19 protein-coding genes are annotated in these 17054 nt (G+C 59.5%); 14 read left to right on the forward strand and 5 right to left on the reverse strand.

Annotated features, from left to right (window positions below):
- Positions 1 to 73: 73 nt before the first annotated feature.
- Positions 74 to 664 carry a cysteine hydrolase family protein gene (locus BW686_RS15575; RefSeq protein WP_084918356.1) on the reverse strand — a complete coding sequence of 197 codons (591 nt, stop codon included), beginning with the start codon at positions 662 to 664 and terminating at the stop codon, positions 74 to 76.
- Between the two features lie 249 nt (positions 665 to 913).
- On the opposite strand from BW686_RS15575, the gene prmB reads away from it, so the two are divergent.
- Positions 914 to 1822 carry a 50S ribosomal protein L3 N(5)-glutamine methyltransferase gene (gene prmB, locus BW686_RS15580; protein WP_084918567.1) on the forward strand — a complete coding sequence of 303 codons (909 nt, stop codon included), beginning with the start codon at positions 914 to 916 and terminating at the stop codon, positions 1820 to 1822.
- Positions 1823 to 1876: 54 nt separating this feature from the next.
- Here the strand turns inward: prmB and BW686_RS15585 are convergent, their stop codons facing one another.
- Positions 1877 to 2680, reverse strand: a complete 804-nt coding sequence (locus BW686_RS15585) for a hypothetical protein (RefSeq protein ID WP_084918358.1) — start codon at positions 2678 to 2680, stop codon at positions 1877 to 1879.
- A gap of 100 nt (positions 2681 to 2780) precedes the next feature.
- The gene (locus BW686_RS15590) at positions 2781 to 3800 is read right to left on the reverse strand and encodes an alpha/beta hydrolase (RefSeq protein WP_084918361.1); all 1020 of its coding nucleotides are present in this window, start codon (positions 3798 to 3800) and stop codon (positions 2781 to 2783) included.
- A gap of 141 nt (positions 3801 to 3941) precedes the next feature.
- On the opposite strand from BW686_RS15590, the gene aroC reads away from it, so the two are divergent.
- From aroC to BW686_RS15620, 6 genes are all read left to right on the forward strand, one after another.
- The gene (aroC, locus tag BW686_RS15595) at positions 3942 to 5033 is read left to right on the forward strand and encodes a chorismate synthase (protein WP_084918364.1); all 1092 of its coding nucleotides are present in this window, start codon (positions 3942 to 3944) and stop codon (positions 5031 to 5033) included.
- 30 nt (positions 5034 to 5063) lie between these two features.
- On the forward strand, positions 5064 to 6227 hold the full coding sequence (locus tag BW686_RS15600; RefSeq protein ID WP_084918367.1) for an MFS transporter: 1164 nt from the start codon (positions 5064 to 5066) through the stop codon (positions 6225 to 6227).
- Complete coding sequence (locus BW686_RS15605; protein ID WP_084918370.1) at positions 6224 to 6838, forward strand: methylthioribulose 1-phosphate dehydratase; 615 nt, start codon at positions 6224 to 6226, stop codon at positions 6836 to 6838. The genes BW686_RS15600 and BW686_RS15605 overlap by 4 nt, the downstream gene beginning before the upstream one ends.
- A gap of 96 nt (positions 6839 to 6934) precedes the next feature.
- The gene (locus BW686_RS15610; RefSeq protein WP_084918373.1) at positions 6935 to 7480 is read left to right on the forward strand and encodes a 1,2-dihydroxy-3-keto-5-methylthiopentene dioxygenase; all 546 of its coding nucleotides are present in this window, start codon (positions 6935 to 6937) and stop codon (positions 7478 to 7480) included.
- Between the two features lie 16 nt (positions 7481 to 7496).
- Entirely contained in the window at positions 7497 to 8180 is a 684-nt protein-coding gene (gene mtnC / locus BW686_RS15615; protein ID WP_084918376.1) for an acireductone synthase, read from the forward strand.
- Between the two features lie 253 nt (positions 8181 to 8433).
- On the forward strand, positions 8434 to 9156 hold the full coding sequence (locus tag BW686_RS15620; protein WP_084918379.1) for a helix-turn-helix transcriptional regulator: 723 nt from the start codon (positions 8434 to 8436) through the stop codon (positions 9154 to 9156).
- A 128-nt stretch (positions 9157 to 9284) separates the two neighbouring features.
- Here BW686_RS15620 and BW686_RS15625 read toward each other — a convergent pair whose 3' ends face one another.
- On the reverse strand, positions 9285 to 9563 hold the full coding sequence (locus BW686_RS15625) for a DUF3509 domain-containing protein (protein WP_084918381.1): 279 nt from the start codon (positions 9561 to 9563) through the stop codon (positions 9285 to 9287).
- A 357-nt stretch (positions 9564 to 9920) separates the two neighbouring features.
- Between BW686_RS15625 and BW686_RS15630 the strand changes: the two genes are divergently transcribed.
- Positions 9921 to 10466 carry an ankyrin repeat domain-containing protein gene (locus BW686_RS15630; protein ID WP_084918384.1) on the forward strand — a complete coding sequence of 182 codons (546 nt, stop codon included), beginning with the start codon at positions 9921 to 9923 and terminating at the stop codon, positions 10464 to 10466.
- Between the two features lie 97 nt (positions 10467 to 10563).
- Positions 10564 to 11082 (forward strand): hypothetical protein, encoded by a 519-nt coding sequence (locus tag BW686_RS15635; RefSeq protein WP_084918387.1) that lies wholly within the window; start codon positions 10564 to 10566, stop codon positions 11080 to 11082.
- On the opposite strand, the gene BW686_RS15640 is transcribed toward BW686_RS15635, so the two are convergent.
- Entirely contained in the window at positions 11079 to 12005 is a 927-nt protein-coding gene (locus BW686_RS15640; RefSeq protein ID WP_084918390.1) for a ZIP family metal transporter, read from the reverse strand. The two genes, BW686_RS15635 and BW686_RS15640, sit on opposite strands and share 4 nt — an antisense overlap.
- Positions 12006 to 12172: 167 nt before the next feature.
- On the opposite strand from BW686_RS15640, the gene BW686_RS15645 reads away from it, so the two are divergent.
- The 5 genes from BW686_RS15645 to BW686_RS15665 all read left to right on the forward strand — a co-directional run bounded on the left by BW686_RS15645 (position 12173) and on the right by BW686_RS15665 (position 16786).
- Entirely contained in the window at positions 12173 to 12364 is a 192-nt protein-coding gene (locus tag BW686_RS15645) for a PLDc N-terminal domain-containing protein (protein ID WP_002552853.1), read from the forward strand.
- Between the two features lie 200 nt (positions 12365 to 12564).
- Positions 12565 to 13425: a polyamine aminopropyltransferase gene (speE, locus tag BW686_RS15650; RefSeq protein ID WP_005887498.1), complete on the forward strand. Its 861-nt coding sequence runs from the start codon at positions 12565 to 12567 to the stop codon at positions 13423 to 13425.
- A 260-nt stretch (positions 13426 to 13685) separates the two neighbouring features.
- Positions 13686 to 15773, forward strand: a complete 2088-nt coding sequence (locus BW686_RS15655) for an LTA synthase family protein (RefSeq protein ID WP_084918392.1) — start codon at positions 13686 to 13688, stop codon at positions 15771 to 15773.
- 189 nt (positions 15774 to 15962) lie between these two features.
- Positions 15963 to 16199: a hypothetical protein gene (locus tag BW686_RS15660; protein WP_084918395.1), complete on the forward strand. Its 237-nt coding sequence runs from the start codon at positions 15963 to 15965 to the stop codon at positions 16197 to 16199.
- A gap of 245 nt (positions 16200 to 16444) precedes the next feature.
- The gene (locus BW686_RS15665) at positions 16445 to 16786 is read left to right on the forward strand and encodes a ribonuclease E inhibitor RraB (RefSeq protein WP_084918397.1); all 342 of its coding nucleotides are present in this window, start codon (positions 16445 to 16447) and stop codon (positions 16784 to 16786) included.
- The last annotated feature ends 268 nt before the right edge of the window (positions 16787 to 17054 follow it).

A 17054-nucleotide genomic window follows, 5' to 3' on the forward strand; every position in this document is an offset into this window, starting at 1 on the left:
CCGGTGTGAACCCGGGCAGCAAAGGATCGGCGGTTATGTGAGCGCGGCCACACAACCCCTCGGTTCGGCTGCGTCAGATCAGGTCTTTGGTGAGGGCGAGTGTGGCGAAGTTGTCGGCCATGATTGCCATCTCGGTGCGGTGAACGACCTCTGCACTGACCACGCCATTTTGGCTTGGCAGGTCGCGGGTCGCGCAGGCATCGTCGACCAGCGTGCAGCGATAACCGTAGTCCTTGGTGGCGCGCACGGTGGTGCTGATGCTCGAATGACTCATGAAGCCACAGACCACCAGATCCAGACGGCCCAGGCCTTGCAGATGATCGTGCAGCCCCGTGCCATTGAAGGCGTTGGGCAGGCGTTTTTCGATCAGGTGTTCGTCGTCGTGCGGTAGCAGTTCCGGGACCAGTTGGCCGCGCTCGCCTTGCGGATCGAACAGGCCGCCCACCGTGCCCAGATGGCGGATATGAACGATCGGGCACTTGACCGCACGCGCCTTGGCAACCAGTTTACCGATATTGGCCAAAGCGTCTTCGACACCGGTCAGCGCCAGCGGACCGCTCAGGTATTCTTTCTGGGCATCGATGATGATCAGCGTTGCGTTACTCAGACTGGCGGGGGCATGCCCCCGGCCGCTGAGTTGGAACATGGTCTTTAAATCGGACATTCACGGGCTCCTTTGAGTGGGGCTTTTGCGACATTGTCCTCTGGCTGGAGCACTATGGGAATGGCAACCATCGCAAGCCCCGGTTTCCGCGGGCTGCAGGGCAGGTGGCCGGGGCTGCAGCTGGCGGTTTGCCTTGATGGCATCCGCCGAATCGTGGAAACTCCCGTGTTTGTCGGGTACGAAGAGTGCGACGTTGTTCGGATCCAGGCCTTTCACAGTGGCTCGTCGTTTTTTCCAAGGAGTTTGTTCATGATCACTTCCCGTTTGCGTACCGTGCGCGACCATATCCGTTGGGCCGTCAGCCGCTTTCACGAGGAAGACGTGTTTTTCGGTCATGGCACTGACAACGCTTGGGATGAAGCGCGGCAACTGGTGCTGGGTGCATTGCACCTGCCGTGGGAAATCGCTGACGGTTATCTGGATTGCCGCCTGGAAGTCGATGAGATTTCCGAACTGCAGCGCCTGATCAAGCGGCGCATCGACGACCGCGTGCCGACGCCGTATTTGCTGGGCGAGGCCTGGTTCTGCGGCATGTCGTTCATCGTGGACGACCGTGTACTGATTCCGCGCTCACCCATTGCCGAACTGATTGAAGACCGTTTCGCACCGTGGCTGGCCAGTGAGCCTGCGCGGATTCTGGACCTGTGTACCGGCTCTGGCTGTATCGGTATTGCCTGCGCCGACGAGTTTCCCGACGCCGAGGTGGCGCTGGCCGACCTGTCGTTCGATGCGCTGGAAGTGGCCAATCAGAACATCGAGCGCCACGGCATGGACGAGCGCGTCTACACGGTTCAGGGCGATGGTTTCGACGGTCTGCCTGGGCAACGCTTCGACCTGATCGTGTCCAACCCGCCTTATGTGGACTCCGAAGATTTTGCCGACATGCCGGACGAGTACCAGCACGAGCCTGAGCTGGCGCTGGCGTGCGGCAGTGATGGCCTGAACCTGGTACGCCGCATGCTGGCGCAGGCCGCCGACCATTTAACCGAGAAGGGCTTGTTGATCGTTGAAGTGGGCAACAGCCAGGTTCACGTGCAGGCACTGTACCCGGAAGTCGATTTTGCCTGGCTGGACTTCAAGCGAGGCGGTCACGGCGTGTTCATGCTCACTGCCGAGCAGTGCCGCGAACATCAGGCGTTGTTCCAGTCACGCGTCTGAGGCGAGGGTGACACGGGGCTGGCATCACGGCCCCGGTTGTGCCGATAAACCGCTTCAGCGGTGAGTGGCAATCCAGATCAGCAGCCCGGCCTGAAACACGGCGAAGGTCACCAGACAGGCAATCGTGAAGCGCAGACTGGCGTCTTCACGCTTGTATTTGCCGACCCGGTCTTCATGCTGGCGGATGGTGACTTCCTGCTCGATCATGCTCTTTTCCGCCTTTTCCAGCATTTGCGACGCTTCGAGAATCTCGACGATCTGCACCTTGTCATTGTTCCAGGTGCTGTGCAGGTTGCCGACGTGAACATCCTTGATGCTGCCTTTCATGTGCTGCGCGTCGGCGTAGGCCACTTCAAAGCCGAGGGTGCGCAGAAAGTGGTCGCGACGCAGACGGGTGTCTTCGTTCAGGCCGTCCTTGCTCGCCAGTGCCACGCCCTCAATTTTGTAAGAAGACCATCTTTTCTGCGCCCAGTGAACGGCGTGGGCGATCATGAAACGACCGATCCCCCGGTTCCAGGGCTCGATCTGCAGGCCTGACTCCGGGCCGAAACGCACGATACGTTTCTCGTGATCGGCCCAGACATCCAGATTGTTCTGTTCCTTACGCACTCGCTGGCCGGGCAACTGAATGTTGATGCGCAGCAGGCTCAACGGTTTGCTGTGCCGCTCGGCACGCCCGAACTGTACGAAACGCAGCGGCCGCCCGCCGGTGGCGCGGTCGGTAGGCTGAGGTGACAGACGCAGCATCTGAAAGTTTTCGGGCAGAACGTCTTCCCACGGCTGCGGCGGTGCCGGAACCTCGGCTTCTACGCTGGCGGGTTCTGCGGTGGTTTCGGTCATCATATTCGCGTCAGTCATTAGCGGTGGCCCTGTCCTTGACCTTGTGCGGCAAACACAAGGCCGGCACACCGCTATCGGCCAGAGCGGCCGAGACTGAAGGGTTGAGAAGGGGTGTCGGTCAGTTCTTTTTCGCTGGCGCGGGCAATGCCTTGATAAAGCCCACAATGCGTGACGTCACTTCATCGGCCAAGGGCTGGGTCGGATTGCGATAAGACAGCAATTGTTGCTGCAGATCGTCCGGTACGATGCGCAGCACGTGGTTCATGCCGTCGATCAGGGCCAGTTCGGCATCGGGTTTGGCTTTTTGCAGCAGCAGCGCGTCACCCACGCCGACCTGTATGTCGTTGCGGCCTTGAACGATCAGGGCCGGGACGTGCAACGCACCGAACGCCGCCGCGGGGTCCTGGCGGAACAGCGAGATTAGATAAGGCTGGACGCTGGGGCGGAACACCACTTCCAGCTCGGACGGGACGTTGTCGTCGGTCTTGCCCGCCTTGAGTTCGTCGAGCAACTGACGGCTGCGCTGTAACAGTTCCGGCGGAAGACGCTCCTGAAACTGCTCGCGCAGCACCTTATCGACAGGACGGCCGGTGCCGGCGACAGAGATCACCGCCGCTGCATCGGCCTTTTCCGCTGCCAGGCTTGCGACCAGCGCACCTTCGCTGTGGCCCAGCAAGATCAACTGGCCCAGACGCGGATTGGCCCTGATGGCTCTGACCCAGAGTTGCACGTCGGCCACGTAGCGCTCGACGCTCAGGTTGCGTTCGTCCGGCGTCACCGCTTTGCTGGCCGCGACACCGCGTTTGTCATAGCGCACGCTGGCAATGTCGTTATCGGCGAGGATCACCGCCAGACGTTTCATGCTGTCGTTACGTCCGCCTTCGGGGTTGTTGCCGTTACGGTCGGTAGGGCCGGAACCGGCGATGATCAGCACCACCGGCACCGGCTTGTCCGAGCGCGGCATCATCAGCGTGCCATACAGCTTGCCGTTTTCAGTGTCTACGCTGACCGCGCGCTGCACCGTTGTAGGGGCTGCAGCGCTGGCGGCACCTGTCATCAGGCTCAGGACCATCATGGCCGACAGCGCCACGAGGCGCAGTCGTTTTACAGCTTGAATCGGAGAATTACCGGATAACATCGCAGGGCCATCATGGGTGGGGTCTCGCTTGGACGCACACGGTCTCAGAAGGTTCGAGGATGAACTGAACCGCGAGGCTGCGTATACTGGCGCGCTTGATCAAACGAACTGGTTTTTTGGCTGACTTCACGGAGCGCCCGCATGTCCGGCAACACTTTCGGCAAGCTGTTCACTGTCACCACCGCCGGCGAAAGCCACGGCCCGGCGCTGGTCGCTATCGTCGACGGCTGCCCGCCCGGGCTGGAGCTTGACCTGCATGACCTGCAGCGCGATCTGGACCGGCGCAAGCCCGGCACCAGTCGCCACACCACTCAGCGGCAGGAAGCCGACGAGGTCGAAATCCTGTCGGGCGTTTTCGAGGGCAAGACAACCGGCGCTTCCATCGGCCTGCTGATCCGCAACACCGACCAGAAGTCCAAGGACTACTCGGCCATCAAGGACCTGTTCCGCCCGGCCCACGCCGATTACACCTACCACCACAAGTACGGCATCCGCGACTACCGGGGCGGTGGCCGCAGCTCGGCGCGAGAAACCGCCATGCGTGTGGCGGCCGGGGCCATCGCCAAGAAGTACCTGGCCACCCAGGGCATCGTCATTCGCGGCTACATGAGCCAGTTGGGACCGATCCAGATCCCGTTCAAGACTTGGGATTCGGTCGAGGACAACGCCTTTTTCTGCCCCGATCCCGACAAAGTGCCGGAGTTGGAGGCTTACATGGACCAGCTGCGTCGCGATCAGGACTCGGTCGGCGCGAAGATCACCGTCGTGGCCGAAGGCGTGATGCCTGGCCTGGGCGAGCCGATCTTCGACCGCCTCGACGCCGAACTGGCCCATGCGCTGATGAGCATCAACGCGGTCAAGGGCGTCGAGATCGGCGCCGGTTTCGACTGCGTTGCCCAACGTGGCACCGAACACCGTGACGAGATGACGCCCGAAGGTTTTCTGTCGAATCAGGCGGGTGGCATTCTTGGCGGCATTTCGTCCGGTCAGCCGATCATTGCGCACCTGGCGCTCAAGCCGACGTCCAGCATCACGACGCCGGGGCGTTCCATTGATGTGAACGGCGCTGCGGCCGATGTCATCACCAAAGGGCGGCATGATCCGTGTGTCGGCATTCGTGCCACGCCCATCGCCGAAGCGATGATGGCGATTGTGTTGCTGGATCACCTGTTGCGTCACCGCGGGCAAAACGCCGATGTCCGCGTCGACACGCCCGTGCTGGCGCAGTTGTAATGAGCGCTGTCACGGTTGCGGTCTGCTAGCGTGACGTCACTCCCCGACAGGCCGCTTCCGTACTGGCGGCTGTCCGGGTTTTACGTGTGTTACTTCGCTCTGTTGGGCTCGGCGGCGCCGTTCATGGCGCTGTACCTGAGCCATCTGGGCTTTTCCAGTGCCCGAATCGGCGAACTGATCGCCATCCCCATGCTGATGCGCTGTGTGGCACCCAACCTCTGGGGCTGGCTGGGCGACCACACCGGCCGACGGCTGACGATAGTCCGCTTCGGGGCGGTGTTCACGCTGCTGGCGTTTTCACTGATTCTGGTCCAGAAAACCTACGCCTGGCTGGCGATGGTCATGGCGCTGTATGCGTTTTTCTGGCACGCCATCCTGCCGCAGTTTGAAGTCATCACGCTTGCGCACCTGCAAGGCCAGACCTCTCGTTACAGCCAGATCAGACTATGGGGCTCCATCGGCTTCATTCTCGCCGTAGTCGTGCTGGGGCGTGTATTCGAGCGTGTCAGTCTGGACCTGTTTCCCTACATCTTGCTGGCAATCATGGCGGGCATCGCCGTCAGCAGCGTGTGGGTGCCCAATGCGCAGCCTGCGGCCTCGACCCGCGCGACAGAACCCGGAGGGTTTCTCAGGCAATTGATGCGGCCGGGCATCATGGCGTTCTACATCAGTGTCGCGCTGATGCTGCTCAGTCACGGTCCTTATTATACTTTTCTGACCCTGCACCTGGAGGCGCTTGGCTACAGCCGGAGTCTGATCGGCCTGTTATGGGCCGTGGGCGTGGTGGCCGAAGTCTTGATGTTCATGGTCATGAGCCGGATTCTGCAGCGGTTTTCGGTGCGCCAGGTGCTGTTTGCCAGTTTTCTGCTGGCGGCGCTGCGCTGGCTGCTGTTGGGGCTGTTCGCCGAACACCTGACGGCACTGCTGATTGCGCAGGTGATGCACGCCGCCACATTCGGCAGCTTTCACGCCGCTGCCATCCATTTCGTGCAACGTAGCTTCGGCCCGCGTCAGCAAGGGCAAGGGCAGGCGCTCTACGCCGCATTGTCTGGCGTCGGCGGGGCGCTGGGCGCTTTGTACTCGGGCTACAGCTGGAACGCGCTGGGGCCGGTCTGGACATTTGCCATCGCCAGCCTTGCGGCGCTCGCCGCAGCCGTCATGATTGTCACACCCAAGAAAGAGGAAGGTGCATGAGCCGCGAACAACTGAGTCAGGACATCATCGAGGCAGGACGATTCCTGTATGGCCGTGGCTGGTCGCCTGCCACCAGCAGCAACTATTCCGCGCGCCTGTCGGCCAGCGAAGCGCTGCTGACCGTGTCCGGCAAGCACAAAGGGCAGTTGGGGCCTGATGATGTGCTGGCCACCGACATGGCGGGCAACAGCCTTGAACCCGGCAAAAAGCCCTCTGCCGAAACGCTGCTGCATACGCAACTGTACAGCTGCCGGCCAGAGGTCGGTGCCGTGCTGCACACCCATTCGGTGAACGCGACCGTGTTGTCGAGGCTCACCGCCGCCGATCATCTGGTGTTCGAAGACTACGAGCTGCAGAAGGCTTTTCACGGCGTCGTGACCCACGAATCGCAGGTGGTCGTCCCTATTTTCGACAACGATCAGGACATCGCCCGCCTTGCCGCAAAAGTGCAGCCGTGGCTCGACACGCACCCTGAATGCGCCGGCTACCTGATTCGCGGGCATGGCCTGTACACCTGGGGCGCGAGGATGAGCGATGCGCTGCGCCAGATCGAGGCGTTCGAGTTTCTGTTCGAATGCGAGCTGAAAATGCGTTCGGTGCTGAACCGCTGACCCCGCTGCGTCAAATCCGGCGCGTATAAATCTGTTGTGACGCCTGACCGGCCTGCAAAAGCCGGAAGGCGCTGGCCCAAACCGAGGATTCCAGCCATGAGCAGCCTGTCCGTTTATCACGTTTCAAATCCTGATATGCCCAACAAGGTGCTGACCCACCTGGAAGACATCGCTTCGACACTGGCCGAGCACGGCGTGGCGTTCGACCGCTGGGAGGCGGCTACGCCCGTCACGCCTGGTGCCAGCCAGGACGAAGTCATCAACGCGTATCGCACCCAGATCGACACACTGATGACCGAGCGCGGTTATGTGACGGTCGACGTCATCAGCCTGAACAGTGATCACCCGCAGAAGGCCGAACTGCGCGCCAAGTTCCTTGAAGAGCATCGGCATGGCGAAGACGAAGTCCGTTTTTTTGTAGCCGGGCGAGGCCTGTTCACCTTGCACATCGATGACTATGTGTACGCTGTGCTGTGCGAAAAGAACGACCTGATCTCGGTGCCAGCCGGTACTCCGCACTGGTTCGACATGGGCGAAAACCCGCATTTCGTTGCTATCCGCCTGTTCAACAATCCCGAAGGCTGGGTCGCGAACTTCACCGGTGAAGACATTGCCGGCCGTTTCCCACGGCTGGAAGACTGACAGGAGCCCGATTCTGATGCCCATCAAAGCTGTTCTCACGGATATCGAAGGCACGACCAGTGCGGTCAGTTTCGTTTTCGATGTTCTGTTTCCGTTCGCCAAACAGCACTTGCCTGACTTCGTTCGCAACCATGCCGGGCAACCCCGGGTTGCGCAGCAACTGGAAGCGGTGCGGGCGCAAAGCGCAGAGCCTGATGCCGATGTAGAGCGGGTTATCGCGATCCTGCTGGAGTGGATCGCAGAAGACCGCAAGGCCACGCCGCTCAAAGCCCTGCAGGGCATGGTCTGGGAGCAGGGCTACAATGCCGGCCAGCTCAAGGGGCATGTTTATCCGGACGCCGTTGAAGCACTGAAGCATTGGCATCAGCAGGGTTACAGGCTCTATGTTTATTCCTCGGGGTCCATCCAGGCCCAGCAACTGATCTTCGGCTGTTCTGAAGCAGGCGATCTGTCGGGGTTGTTCAGCGGCTATTTCGATACGACGTCCGGCCCCAAGCGTGAAGTGCAGTCCTATCAGACGATTGCCGCTGCCATTGGCCTGGACGCGCCGGAGATTCTGTTTCTCTCGGACATCGTCGAAGAGCTGGACGCCGCAAAGGCTGCCGGTATGGCCACCTGCGGCCTGGTTCGTGATGGCGGCGCCCTGGCAGGGCACACGAATGTCGCAAGCTTCGCGCTCATCGATCCGGCTGCTTTCTAGACGAGTCCTGTTTTTGTCGAGCGGCATTGTCCTGATGCCGCTGCCTCTCCAGTCGTTTCCCGCGACGGGTGCTTCATCCTCTGTAAGTTTCGTCCTGCCAGATGGTGGGACGTTTCCTCCCTGGAAGTGCGTTCATTCTGTTTGTTTCGGCCGTTGTCGTTCAACACGATTATTCGTGTAAGTTCTGCGCGATCACTACTTGAGTCATGGACAACACCTGTACCGGCTCACGGGCGCAGAGGGAGCGGCAGCGATGTGCAATGCCATTACAGAGAGCGCAACCAAGGACTTACTGATACAGCAAATGGTGAGCACGATTACCGAACTCGATGGCCAGGCTGCTATCGAGAATGCCCTCGAATGGCTGCGGCGTGAATGCGGCAGTGAACGCGCCATGTTTTACCAGTTCAAAGGGCCAGTGCTGCTCACGTTTATCACCTCCAATGTCGACGACGCCTGGGGCGAGGCTTATCGCCAGCACGAGTTGATCAGGCAGGACCCGGTTATTCGCTGTTATCGCCATCAACTGGGGTTTCTGAACTGGCAGGATGCGTTCAGGCAATACCCGATGTCAGCCTGTTACGAGGAGGCGGTTGATGCCTGTGAATTGCTCCCGGCCGTCTCATATGGGTACACCAGTCACTGTCGCGGTACGGACAGCGTCACTTCGGTCTGCACCCTCGGCGAAATAGAAAGTGCGATCAGCGCCGAACAAAAATACCTGGTGAGCAGTCTCATGCCTGTGTTGCACAGCGTGGCGAGAGGGCTGAAGTTCAGTTCCCGCGGCCTCACTCATCGAGAGCTCGAAGTGCTGCAATGGGCCAGAGACGGAAAGACCGCCTGGGAAATATCCATGATCCGGGAAGTCTCAGAGTCCACGGTCAAGTTTCACCTCAAGACCATCTACTCCAAGCTGGGGGTGGCAAACAGGGCGCAGGCGGTAGGCGAGGCACTTTGCCGCGGATTGATCAGGTGACCCGCCAATAAGCCGGGCTACTCAAAATGCGGGCAAAAAAAAGCCGCGAGAACAAAGTGTAATCGCGGCAAACAAGGGATGAGAGCGTACAACAACAACGTACCGCCCACGAAGGGCGGTAATGAAAATCAGCGGGTGTGGTAGGTCGGCAGATCGAAACGGTGCTGGCTTTGCAGCATCGAGATCGCTGGCAATTCACTGGCTTGTGCAGCCAGGTCACGGCGAATCGCGCTGATGACCCATTCCAGCTGTACCGGTGTGTGCAGTTGTGCATAAGACACTGAACGACGGATCTGTTTGCCTTCGGAGCTGCGCAGCGAAACCAGAACACCACCGTCCGGACGCGGTTGAGTGGTCACGGTGTAGTCGGAGAATACGGAAGCGAATTTTTCTTGAATAAAGGTCATGTCTGGCGGCTCCATTGCTCATGGGATAACAAGCTTGCAAGTACTATTGCAGCGTCTGTGCCAGTCTTTGCCATGCCATTAATTTCTTTAAAATCAATGACTTGAAATATATGCGTATTTCGCGCCTCGTGCATTTTGCATGAACACCCATCGTGCGCCCTGCATTTTGCGGGTTTTGAACGGGTGGGCGTCGGGCAAATGAGCATCGGTGCGGTTGCCGACCTTCATTGACGGTCGAAGGCGGTCAAAACGGGTCAGGCATAAAGCGGATCGAACAGCCGGCGAGTCTTGCGGTCAGTGTTTTACCGCTGCCGGGAGCACTGGATTCCCGGAGTACCGCGTCCCAAGGAGTTATTGATGATCGATTCAGCCGTTAACCCGCCTAAGACGATGACCGAGGAGGAAGCAGCCGCTTTCGCCGAGCAGGTGTTCGACGTCGCCCGTCAGGGGGATGCCGTGATGCTTCAGCGACTGCTGGAGAAAGGTTTGCCGGCAGACTTGCGCAACCACAAGGGCGATACGCTGTTGATGCTGGCCAGCTATCACTGCCATGCGGATGCGGTCCGGGTCCTGCTGAACCACAGGGCCGATCCGGAAATTCGCAACGACAACGGCCAGAGCCCGATCGCAGGCGCAGCGTTCAAAGGTGATCTGGCCGTTGTGAAGTTGCTGGTCGAGGCCGGTGCCGATGTGGAGGCCACGTCCGCTGATGGCCGCACGGCGTTGATGATGGCGGCCATGTTCAACCGCATCGAGATAGTCGATTACCTGATCAGCAAGGGCGCTGACCCGCATGCCCGCGATGCCAAAGGTATCAATGCGTTCGACGCCGCCCAGGCGATGGGGGCGACCGTTGCCGTGGAGCACCTGAGCACACTGGGCGTGCAGTCTGCGAAGTCCTGATACGGAAAAGCTGCCGGCCTGAACACGCAGATAGAGGCGCAGGGGATTTACCGTTATCCTTCGCGCCTCTTTTTTGCCCCCTGCAGGATCGCCTTGTATGAAAGACTCATTGATCGAACTCATCAGCAAAATCAGCTCCGGCTGCATGGGCGATGATGAGATCGCGCAGGTTGCTGACGAGGCGGCGCAGGCTTATGCCGATCCGCAGACGTTTCTGGTCGCCAACCCCGATATCAATTACGACGACACCTTCCCGATCCCTCTGGGTGAATGGGTGGTGGTCGGCAGCCTGCCAGAGACCGTATTGTTTCAGGCAGACAGCTACATGGACCTGTTCGAGCAGATCGTGCAGTCATTCGGCAAGGACGTGACGTTCAACATCAAGCCGAAGCAACTGGCCAAGGTCGAGCCTTTGGTCGCGCTCAATCGCATTCAGATCCAGCTGAGCAGCATGAACAAGGACATGGGCGGCTACGTACTGATGAATTTCAGTCAGCCCCTGGATGATGAGCTGCAGGCCGTGCTGGTCTATGGTCAGGACGAAGCCCGGGTGATTGAACTGGCAGCCGGGGCGGGCATCCATGCCGCACCCGCACTTCAGGCATTGCGCAGTTAACCCAGCGCGGTATCCAGAAACATCATGACGGCAAAACCGCCCATCAGGCCCAGCGTCGCCGAGGTCTGATGACCGTTGCGATGGGTCTCCGGGATGACTTCATGGGACACCACGAAGATCATCGCCCCTGCCGCCAGGCCCATGCTCAACGGATAGGCGATGGCAAAACCGCTGGAAATGCCCAGGCCGACCAGCGAGCCCAGCGGCTCCATCAAGCCGGAGCCGATGGCCACCAGCATCGCCTTGAAAGCCGATAACCCGGTGGCGCGCAAGGCCAGGGCGATGGCCAGGCCTTCCGGTATATCCTGGATGGCAATGGCCGTGGTCAGCGGCAGGCCTACGTTCAAGTCGCCGCTGGCAAAGCTCACGCCGATCGCCATGCCTTCAGGCAGGTTATGCAGCGTGATTGCCAGCACGAACAGCCATACCCGGTTGATGCGCTCAGAATGCGGCCCCTGACGGCCCACGGTTTCATGCTCATGCGGGGTGAACCTGTCCAGACCCAGCATCAACAGCACGCCCAGCCCGAGGCCGGCCACCACCGTCGCCGCAGCCCAAGGGCCGCTGTCGGTAATATCCCGAGCAGCCTCAAGCCCCGGCAGGATCAATGAAAACGAACTGGCGGCCAGCATCATGCCTGCGGCAAAACCCAGCATGATGTCCTGAGCGCGCTGCGAAACGTTTTTCAGGGCCACCGCCATGACGGCCCCCAGCGCGGTGGCCAGAAAACCCGCGGTGCCGCCCATTAACGCGTGATTGAAGTTGACCTGATTGGTGCCATAGAACGCGTTGTAGACACTGATGCCGCCAAGGCCGACGACAATCAGCAGGGCGAACGCGAAACCCAGGCTTACCCACGGGCTGTTCTGAAAGTGGCTCAGCCATGTTGCCCAAGGCGTGCGGGGTTGTGCGGGTGTCTGCATGAAGAGAAGTACCTTTAAGAGTGTTCGGCGAGGGTGATCGGCACGATGGCGTGCAGGAAAACAGCGTTGCCCCGGTTGGGAGCCCGATAATATGAGGTTGGTTCAACGGAACCCCCGAACGGCGCGACTATCCTAGAAGGGCAAGCATTCATCTTAGGGGCAACATCATGGGTTCTAGCTTCAATGGCCTGGTCGGTCTGATCATTCTGGCGCTCGATATCTGGGCTATCATCAATGTCTTGAAAAGCGGTGCCGAGACCGGGAAGAAAATTCTCTGGGTGTTGCTGATCGTGCTGCTGCCTGTCGTGGGCCTGATCATCTGGGCGATCCTCGGGCCGCGTGGCAACGTGCGTATCTGACACGTCGTCAAACCGCTAAGAAACGCCTGATTACGCCCGTAATCAGGCGTTTTTCCGTTTATGGGTCCAGGCATTTGCACGTCATGCACGGTGATGCGGTTGCAGAGAGGTTCGACCTGTCATGTTCCTCGACGTAGAATGCGCGCCTTTGTTGTGGGCGGTCGGCCGTCCTGTCATCAGTACCCAGCGGGAGCTTACCCATGAGCGATTATCAGGAAACGTTGTACGAAGGCTACGGCCAGCGCTTTCGTATGGAAAAAATGCTTCACGAAGTCCGTACCGAGCACCAGCATCTGGTGATCTTCCAGAACCCGCGCATGGGACGCGTCATGGCGCTGGATGGCGTCATCCAGACCACCGAAGCGGATGAATTCATCTATCACGAGATGCTCACTCACGTTCCGATCCTGGCGCACGGTGCCGCCAAGCGTGTGCTGATCATCGGTGGTGGCGACGGCGGCATGCTGCGCGAGGTCGCCAAGCACCTGACCGTCGAACACATCACCATGGTCGAGATCGACGCCACGGTGGTCGAGATGTGCAAGGAGTTTCTGCCTAACCACTCCAACGGTGCGTTCGACGATTCACGCCTGAACCTGGTCATCGATGACGGTATGCGCTTTGTCGCGACTACCGAAGAAAAGTTCGACGTCATCATTTCCGACTCCACCGACCCGATCGGCCCTGGCGAAGTCCTGTTTTCTGAAAACTTCTATCAGGCTTGCCATCGCTGCCTGAACGAAGGCGGCATCCTGGTCACGCAGAACGGCACGCCTTTCATGCAGTTAAGCGGCGTGCAAACGACCGCAGGTCGCATGAACGGTCTGTTTGCCGATTGGCATTTCTATCAGGCAGCCATCCCGACCTACATCGGCGGGGCAATGACCTTTGCTTGGGGCGCTACCGACAAGAGCTACCGCAAACTGCCTCTGGAAACCCTGCGCCAGCGTTTTTCGGGCAGCGGTATTGTTACGCGTTATTACAACCCTGAAGTTCACATCGGCGCCTTCGCCTTGCCCCAGTACGTGCTGCAGGCTGTGAACAAAGCCAGCAACGATTGAGCGGTCTGCACAGCGCGCAGGCGTTAGCGCTTGCGTCTTCGCTCAGACGCTCCGGGGCGCTCTGCTGGCGACAGAACTTTCACACGTTCTGTCCCAGAATTGCGCGCGAAGCTGAACAGGCAGGCGCCTTCATGGGCGGACCTGACCCCAGGCGCCCCGCAATCAAGTAATATCTTCGCCCTGTTGCACGCCGCCGTCCCGAGAGGAGGGCGGTGTCGCACCACTGAACCTACTTCTGAATCCACCGGATCCTGACAACCATGGCCAAAACGGACGCCCAGATTCATCGGCAAGCCCGCCTGCAAAACCCGACTGTCAAATCGCATCTGGCGTACATTCTGCTCAGCGGCTTCGCCCTGATGGTGATGTACACCCTGTTGCGCATTGGTCTGCTGGTCTACAACCGCGAGATGATTGGCGATACGCCCGCCTCCACGTTCATCGAGGCGCTGTTCAACGGCATGCGTTTCGACCTGCGCCTGACGATGTACCTGCTGATTCCGCTGGTGCTGTCGCTGTTCAGCGCCCGGGCCATGACCGCGCGGGGCTTCTTCCGGTTCTGGCTGACGCTGGTCGGCAGCATCACGCTGTTCCTGGGCTTGATGGAAATGGACTTCTACCGCGAGTTTCACCAGCGCCTGAACGGCCTGGTGTTTCAGTACGTCAAGGAAGACCCGAAGACCGTTCTGAGCATGTTGTGGTACGGCTTCCCGGTAGTGCGTTACCTGCTGGCCTGGGCCGCGGTGACCTGGCTGTTGAGCCTGGTGTTCAAGGGCATCGACCGCATAACGCGTCCACGCTACGTCACCACGACAGGCACTCACACGGTCAGCTCGGTCGCGCCGTGGTACATGCGTGCCGGTGTTTTCGTGCTGGTGTTGCTGGTCATGGTGGTGTGCATTCGCGGCACGCTGCGCCAAGGCCCGCCGCTGCGCTGGGGTGATGCCTATACCACCGAGTCGAACTTTGCCAACCAGTTGGGCCTTAACGGTACGCTGACCCTTATCACGGCGGCCAAAAGCCGTATGTCCGAGGATCGCGACAACATCTGGAAAGCCACGCTGCCACAGGATCAGGCGCAACAGACCGTACGCGATATGTTGCTGACCCCTAACGACAAGCTGGTCGAGCCTGACATTGCTGCCGTACGCCGCGACTTCACACCCCCTCCGGAAAACACGCTGCCGATTCGCAACGTGGTCGTGATTCTGATGGAAAGCTTCGCCGGGCACTCGGTGGGCGCACTGGGCAGCGATGCCAACATCACGCCGTACTTCGACAAACTGTCCAAGGAAGGCTTGCTGTTCGATCACTTCTTCTCCAACGGTACGCACACCCACCAGGGTATGTTCGCCACAATGGCGTGCTTCCCGAACCTGCCGGGCTTCGAGTACCTGATGCAGACGCCAGAAGGCGCCCACAAGCTGTCGGGCCTGCCGCAACTGCTGAGCGCCGGTCGCAACTACGACGACGTTTACGTCTACAACGGCAACTTTGCCTGGGACAACCAGTCGGGCTTCTTCAGCAACCAGGGCATGACCAACTTTGTCGGTCGCGAAGACTTCGTCAATCCGGTGTTCTCCGACCCGACCTGGGGTGTTTCCGACCAGGACATGTTTGACCGTGGCGCGCAGGAATTGAAGGCCCGTCAGGATGGCAAGCCGTTCTATGCACTGCTGCAAACCCTGTCCAACCACACACCGTACGCGTTGCCCGATCCTCTGCCGGTCGAGCGCGTGACCGGGCATGGTTCGCTGGACGAGCATCTGACGGCCATGCGTTACGCCGACTGGGCGCTGGGTCAGTTCTTCGAGAAGGCCAAAAAAGAGCCGTACTTCAAGAACACCCTGTTCGTGGTGCTGGGTGATCACGGTTTCGGCAACAACAAGCAACTGACTGAAATGGATCTGGGCCGCTTCAACGTGCCATTGCTGTTGATCGGCCCGGGCGTGCAGGAGAAATTTGGTCAGCGCAGTAGCATCGTCGGTACTCAGGTCGATGTGGTGCCGACCATCATGGGCCGTCTGGGTGGTCTGAACCGCAACCAGTGCTGGGGACGCGATTTGTTGAACCTGCCGGAAGGCGACAAGGGCTTTGGCGTGATCAAGCCGTCGGGCAGCGAGCAGGTGGTTGCCATCATCAGTGGCAACCGCATCCTGATCGAGCCGACCGAAATGCCGGCCAAGTTGCTGACCTACACCCTGGGCGCCAAACCGCACGCCGAAGAAGTGCCTGATGCGCCTGACACACAGGAACTCAAGCAGAAGCTGGAGAGCTTCCTGCAGACGGCGACCAAGAGCCTGCTGGACAACACGGCCGGTGTCGAGGCCAGCAAGAACCGCAACTGACGGAGAGTGGCTCGTCGTAGTGGCGAGCCTTTTCAGTCCATAAAAGAAGACCCTTGGCATCCAGTGCAAGGGTCTTTTTTCGTGTGTGCGGGGTGCAGTGTGCCGGCACTCATCCGGTGGAACGAATGGGCGGGTAAAAAGGTCCTTATCACATAAGCCAGAGTGCCTGGCTTCGTTCTGGAGGCGTTGATGAAACAGTGGGCCATTTTGTATCTGGACAAGGACGGTGTGCAGCAGCGCCTTGAGGCCGAATTTGAAGCACGTCCCAGCGAGGAGGAGGTTGCGCAGCTCTTGCGCAAAGGCCTGTACCCGATGACTGATGAGCTGAATCTCAATGATCTGGATGGGCGTACTGAAGAGCCCACTGTAAAGACGCTGAAAGACCATAACAGCGTGGAGATCATTTCCATTACAGAAATGGACTGATCCTTCCCCGCTTAAAAACCTTTTCGTGCCAACCACTTGGCATCCGGTCCGCGATAGGGCTACTCTGCAGATGAGGCCATTCAAATGGCCTCTGACATCTCGATACCCGGTCTGTGCATGCGTTCGGTCCGGTCAGCTACATGCTTGATTCCCCACGTCGGATTATCTGTCGTGAGGCGGCCCTCGCAAGGGGGGCGCTCTGGAAGAGTTGAAACTCTATCTATCGTTGAATAGGAGGACGTTTCATGAGCACAGCCTATCAAGAGGACATCAGCAGTAACGTACTGCGTCGCATGAAAGAAGGCGGCTTTGATTTCGCGCGAATCTATCCCATCGAGTTCTACGCCATTTTCCCGGACGAGGAACGGGCACGGCAGGCTGCAGAGCAATTTCGCGGCGAATCCCTCAATACCCAGATAAACGTACGTGATGACGGTGCCTGGCACTTGCAATTGAGCAAGGTGATGTACGCCACCTATGACGGTATCGGTGACTTCGAGCAGGACTTCCAGACAGTGATTTCGCCAATGGACGGGGAAGTGGAAGGCTGGGGTGTCACTCAGGAAATCAGAAGACTGCACGCCTGATGTTTTTTGAGCAAACGGCGTGACACTGGCCGGCCGATGCGGGATGACATTCTGCATCGGCCGGTCTCGTTTCAGGCTCGCGTTGCGCGAATGGCATGTGCTGTGGGCAAAAAAAAGCCACTCAAACGAGTGGCTCAAAGGGAAGTCTGTCTGCAATCCGCGGGCGAGGCCTGGCGGTAATGCGTGGGGCAAAAAAAGGCGTCCGGCGCCCTGTTTGCTCGGTTGCTGGCGAGTATGGCGAACTAATACTGCTGGCGGAAATCAACTC

The organism is Pseudomonas syringae (genome assembly GCF_002157375.1).
Classification (GTDB): Bacteria; Pseudomonadota; Gammaproteobacteria; order Pseudomonadales; family Pseudomonadaceae; genus Aquipseudomonas; species Aquipseudomonas syringae_T.